The 5338-nt window shown below is 74.5% G+C and carries 5 protein-coding genes and 1 pseudogene; 3 read left to right on the forward strand and 3 right to left on the reverse strand.

Features of this window, described 5'->3' with window-relative positions; translation table 11 throughout:
• The 3 genes from HGA02_RS09270 to HGA02_RS09280 all read right to left on the reverse strand — a co-directional run.
• Positions 1–354 (reverse strand): ATP-binding cassette domain-containing protein (locus HGA02_RS09270; RefSeq protein WP_168678767.1); only part of this gene is annotated, 354 nt, incomplete at its 3' end.
• A gap of 40 nt (positions 355–394) precedes the next feature.
• Positions 395–1441, reverse strand: coding sequence for a HAMP domain-containing sensor histidine kinase (locus HGA02_RS09275; protein ID WP_210728368.1), 1047 nt, complete (start codon positions 1439–1441; stop codon positions 395–397).
• A gap of 38 nt (positions 1442–1479) precedes the next feature.
• Positions 1480–2250 carry a response regulator transcription factor gene (locus HGA02_RS09280; protein WP_168678771.1) on the reverse strand — a complete coding sequence of 257 codons (771 nt, stop codon included), beginning with the start codon at positions 2248–2250 and terminating at the stop codon, positions 1480–1482.
• Between the two features lie 272 nt (positions 2251–2522).
• Here HGA02_RS09280 and HGA02_RS09285 point away from each other — a divergent pair, with 272 nt between their 5' ends.
• The 3 genes and pseudogenes from HGA02_RS09285 to HGA02_RS20400 form a co-directional block, all read left to right on the forward strand.
• Positions 2523–3848 carry a CNNM domain-containing protein gene (locus HGA02_RS09285; RefSeq protein WP_168678769.1) on the forward strand — a complete coding sequence of 442 codons (1326 nt, stop codon included), beginning with the start codon at positions 2523–2525 and terminating at the stop codon, positions 3846–3848.
• Positions 3845–4888: a CNNM domain-containing protein gene (locus HGA02_RS09290; RefSeq protein ID WP_168678770.1), complete on the forward strand. Its 1044-nt coding sequence runs from the start codon at positions 3845–3847 to the stop codon at positions 4886–4888. The genes HGA02_RS09285 and HGA02_RS09290 overlap by 4 nt, the downstream gene beginning before the upstream one ends.
• Positions 4889–5135: 247 nt before the next feature.
• Positions 5136–5338 (forward strand): annotated as a pseudogene (locus HGA02_RS20400) (hypothetical protein); the annotation flags it as partial.

Here is a 5338-nt window from a genome sequence, read left to right on the forward strand (position 1 = left end):
CGCGTCGGGCACGCCGACCTGCGGCGCGTAGGTGCGCAGGTGGTCGAGCGCGGTGCGGCCGGGGTGGAAGCTCGACGCCTCCAGGGCGGCGCCGACGGTGCGCAGCGGGCGGGGGAGGCGGTGGTACGGGCGGCCGCCGATCGTGGCGGTCCCCGCGGTCGGGCGCACGAGCCCGAGCAGCATGCGCAGCGTCGTCGTCTTGCCGGCGCCGTTCGGGCCGAGGAACCCGGTCACGCGGCCGGGGTGCACCTCGAAGGTCAGGTCGTCGACCGCCCGGACGGGTCCGAAGGTCTTCGACAGGTGGGAGACCGCGATGACGCGGTCGTGGCTCGGCAGTGGGGTCGTCGTGGCCATGCGGCGACCCTACTGTTCTAACGCGACTAGAACAATGGGGTCAGGCGGTGCGTGCCCGCGGCGTCGCCGGACGGCCCGGGAGCGTCACGCGCATCGTGCAGCCCGGACCCTCGTCCGCGACCTCGATCCGGCCGCCGTGCAGGTCGACCGCCCAGCGCACGATCGCCAGCCCCAGCCCGGTGCCGCCCGTCGAGCCCTGCCCGGTGATCGCCGGGGTGTTCCCGCGCACGAACCGCTCGAACACGTGCGCCCGCTGCTCCGGCGCGATGCCCGGACCGTGGTCCACGACGTCGATCCGCACGTCCGTGCCGACGCGCGACGCGACCAGCAGCACCTCGTCGTCGGGCGGGGAGTGCCGGACCGCGTTGTGCAGCAGGTTCGCGACGACCTGGTGCAGCCGCTCGGGGTCCGCCTGGACCGAGAGGTCCTCGGGCTCGACGCGCACCGGGAAGCGCAGCCGCTTGGTCGACCCCACGAGCGCCGCGCCGTCCGCGGCCTCGTGCAGGAAGTCGTCGAGCCGGACCTCCTCGATCTGCAGCGGCACGTCGCCCGCCTCGAGGCGGGACAGGTCGAGCAGGTACGTGACGAGCCGCCCCAGGCGCTCCGTCTGCGCGAGCGCGGCCTGCATCGTCACCGGGTCGGGCTCGCTCACGCCGTCGACGATGTTCTCGAGCTGCGCCTGCAGGGCCGTCACCGGGGTGCGCAGCTCGTGCGCGACGTTCGCGACGAGCTCGCGCCGGAACGTGTCCGCCTGCTCGAGGTCGTCCGACATCGTGTTGAACGCCTCGGCGAGCTGGCCGACCTCGTCGTTGCTCGTCGCCTGCACCCGCTGGCTGTAGTCGCCGTCGGCCATCCGGCCCGCCGCATGCGTCATCTCCCGCAGCGGCGACGTCATGCCGCGCGCGAGCAGCTGCGTCACGACGAGCGACAGCGCGATCGCGATCGGCAGCGTGCGGCTCGGACCCAGGTGGAACTGCGACAGGCCGACCCACGTGATGAACGACGCCAGCGCGACCGACGCGGCGACGAGCACCCCGAGCTTGATCTTGATCGAGCGGAACCGGTCCAGCGGGCGGACGTCCGGCAACCGTGACCTCCCCTCGCCGCGCACGTGACGCGGCGCGCTCACGACCCCTCGGACCTCGCCGCCGAGCCCTCGTCCGCGGGCTCGAACGCGTAGCCGACGCCGTGCACCGTGCGGATCAGGTCCGCGCCGAGCTTGCGGCGCAGCGCCTTGACGTGCGAGTCGACCGTGCGCGTGCCGCTCGCGTCGACCCAGTCCCACACCTCCGCGAGCAGCCGCTCGCGCGTGAGCACCGTGCGCGACGAGCCCGCGAGCGCGACCAGCAGGTCGAACTCCGTGGGCGTGAGGTGGACCTCCTGGTCGCCGCGCTGCACGCGGCGCTGCGCGCGGTCGATCGAGACGTCGCCGATCACGAGCGGCGGGTCGGGCGTCGTCGCGACCGCGATCTCCGCGGCCCGCGCGGCGCGCTCCTGACGACGCAGCAGCGCCTTCGTGCGCGCGACGAGCTCGCGCATCGAGAACGGCTTCGTCATGTAGTCGTCCGCGCCGACGCCCAGGCCGACGAGCATGTCCGTCTCGTCGTCGCGCGCGGTGAGCATGAGGACCGGCACCGGGCGCTCGGCCTGGATCTGGCGGCACACCTCGAGGCCGTCGATGCCCGGCAGCATGATGTCGAGGACCACGACGTCGGGGCGCACGCGCGTCGCGGCGGCGACGCCCGACGGGCCGTCGGCGGCGGCCTCGACGCGCCACCCCTCGGCGGAGAAGCGGTGCGCGATCGCCTGCGCGATGGCCGGCTCGTCCTCGACCACGAGGACGGTCGTCGCGGCACCTCCGGACGGCGCGGGCGGCTGCGCACCGCTGCTGTTCATCATGAGGTCAGCGTGGCACAGCCACCCCTCCCGCACCCGGAACCTCGGCGGGGGAGGCGGGGGGAAGACGTGTCGGACCGGTGCAGGACCGACCGTCGTGCGCACCCGGCGCGGGGGCGGACCGGACCGTAGGATGTCGCCACCATGAGCGGCTCAAGTAGCTGCCGGCGACCCCAGCGGGCCGACCAGCCCGGTGGTGACGGCGCCGGCCTCCCCGTCCCGTCCTTCCCGCCCGTCGACCCGTCGCCCCCCGCACCCTCGGGCGGTGACCTGTGCTGACCGAGTGGCTCCTCGTGGGCCTCGGGGTCCTCCTCACGCTCGGCACCGCGGTGTTCGTCGCCGCCGAGTTCTCGCTCGTCACGCTCGACCCGGGCGTCGTCGACAAGCAGACCGCGCCCGACGACCGGCGCGGTCAGTCCGTCGTCAAGGCGCTGCGGCGGCTCTCGACCGAGCTGTCCGGCGCGCAGGTCGGCATCACGATCACCACGATCCTGCTCGGCTACACGACGCAGCCCGCGGTCGTCCGCCTGCTCGGCGGGCCGCTCGAGTCGTCGCCGCTCGGCCGGGTGATCGGCGGCGCCCTCGCGGGGCTGCTCGCGATCGTGCTGGTCAACGGCTTCTCGATGGTCGTCGGCGAGCTCATCCCGAAGAACTTCGCGATCAGCCGCCCGCTCGGGACCGCGCGCGCCGTCGCCCCGCTCCAGCGCGGGTTCACCACGACCCTGCGGCCGCTCATCTCCCTGTTCAACGGCAGCGCGAACGCGATCCTGCGGCGCGTGGGCGTCGAGCCGCGCGAGGAGCTCGCCGGCGGACGTTCGCCGCAGGAGCTCGCCGCGCTCGTCCGGCGGTCCGCCGAGGTCGGGACGCTCGACGAGTCGACCGCGACGCTGCTCATCAACTCCGTCGAGTTCTCCGAGCTCACGGCCGTCGACGTCATGACCGACCGCGGGCGGCTCGTGCTCGTGCGACGCGACGAGGACTCGGCCGCCGACGTCGTCGCGCTCGCGCGCACGAGCGGGCACTCCCGGTTCCTCGTCATCGGCGACTCCGCCGACGACGTCGTGGGCCTCGTGCACCTGCGTCGCGCCGTCGCCGTGCCCTACGAGAAGCGCGCCGAGGTCCCCGCCGCGGCGCTCATGGTCGACGTGCCGCGCGTCCCCGAGACCGTGCACCTCGGACCCCTGCTCGTCGAGCTGCGGCAGGGCGGGCAGCTCGCGGTCGTCGTCGACGAGTACGGCGGCACCTCGGGCGTCGTCACGCTCGAGGACGTCGTCGAGGAGCTCGTCGGGGACGTCGCCGACGAGCACGACCGGCGACGGCAGTCCGCCGCGCAGTCCGCCGACGGGTCCTGGGTGCTCGCGGGGGTCCTGCGGCCCGACGAGCTCGCCGAGGTCACCGGCCTGCGGGTGCCCGAGGACGGCCCGTTCGAGACGCTCGGCGGCCTGCTCATGTACGTGCTCGGCCGGATCCCCGAGCAGGGCGACGAGATCGTCGTCGACCGCGTCCGCCTCGTCGTCGAGCGCATGGCCGGCCGGCGCGTCGAGCGCGTCCGGGTCCAGGCCGTCGCGACCGGCGAGGACGAGGAGGGCGACGCGTGAGCAGCAACCTCGCCCTCCTGGTCGGCGCGCTCCTGCTCGCCGGCAACGCGTTCTTCGTCGGCGCCGAGTTCGCGATCATCTCCGCGCGGCGCAGCCAGGTCGAGCCGCTCGCGGAGGCCGGCGACCGCCGCGCGCGCACCGTGCTGTGGGCGATGGAGCACGTCTCGCTCATGCTCGCGTGCGCGCAGCTCGGCATCACGGTGTGCTCGACGAGCCTCGGCGTCGTCGCCGAGCCCGCGCTCGCGCACCTCATCGAGGACCCGCTGCACGCGCTCGGCGTCAGCGAGGACCTCACGCACCCCATCGCGTTCGTGCTGGCCCTGGCGATCGTCGTGTACCTGCACGTCGTGCTCGGCGAGATGGTGCCCAAGAACCTCGCGGTCGCGGGACCCGAGCGCGCCGTGCTGGTGTTCGGCCCGCCGCTCGTCTGGATCGCCCGCATGGTCCGGCCCGTCATCGCCGCGCTCAACTGGCTCGCCAACCACGCGCTGCGGCTGGCCGGGGTCGAGCCGAAGGACGAAGTGTCGTCGGCGTTCACCGCGCAGGAGGTGCACTCGATCGTCGAGCGGTCGCAGGCCGAGGGGCTGCTCGAGGACGAGCAGGGCCTGCTCGCGGGCGCGCTCGAGTTCTCGGACCGGACCGCGGGCGACGTCATGGTGCCCGTCGGCTCCCTCGTCACCGTGGGACCCAGGGGCACGCCCGAGGAGGTCGAGCGGCTCGTCGCGCGCACCGGGTACAGCCGGTTCCCCGTGCTCGACGACGACGGCCACCCCGCGGGCTACCTGCACCTCAAGGACGTGCTCTACGCCGACGCGGACGCCCGGCAGGTGCCCGTGCCGACGTGGCGCGTGCGCGCGCTCGCGGTCGTTGCCCCGGGGGACGAGGTCGAGGACGCGCTGGCCGCGATGCAGCGGTCCGGGGCGCACCTGGCCCGCGTCGACGACGACGATCGGACGGTCGGCGTCGTCTTCCTCGAGGACATCCTCGAGGAGCTCGTCGGCGAGGTCCGTGACGCCATGCAGCGCGGCCAGACGTTCTGACCTCACCCGGACGCCGGTCCGGGTCGGAAGTCGGCGCTGACCTGGGCGTCCGGTCGCCCGGTGGCGCGGATCCGCCCGATGTGCACCGCGTGTCGCCGTGCGCAGGGCCTGGACGGCCGTCCAGGGGCTTGGAAGCGCGACCGCGACCCGTTATGGTTTCGTGACCGCGGTCGCCGGAGCCGCCCCGAGAGGGACGCCTCCCCGGCCGCGGACGTCCGCCAGCGTGGACCGAGCGAGTGGAGGTGTCGTGGGGCCCGAGCACAACGAGGCGACCCCCCGGCCGACCCGTCGCAGCCTCCGTGAGGCCGAGCGTCGCGCCGCCGAGCAGACCTCCACCGCCGTGCTCACGCCCCCGGGCGTCCCCGTGACCTCCGCCCCGCAGCCCGCCGGACCCGCGCTCCCGTCGTGGAGCCAGCCGCGGCCCGACGGCGGGTCCGCCCAGCCGGCCCC

The sequence above is a fragment of the Cellulomonas septica genome, from assembly GCF_012396155.1.
Classification (GTDB): Bacteria; Actinomycetota; Actinomycetes; order Actinomycetales; family Cellulomonadaceae; genus Cellulomonas; species Cellulomonas septica.

Bases quoted from the DNA above. Each gene is read 5' to 3' on its own strand.
- HGA02_RS09280 (WP_168678771.1), bottom strand. From the start codon at position 2,250: ATGAACAGCAGCGGTGCGCAGCCGCCCGCGCCGTCCGGAGGTGCCGCG.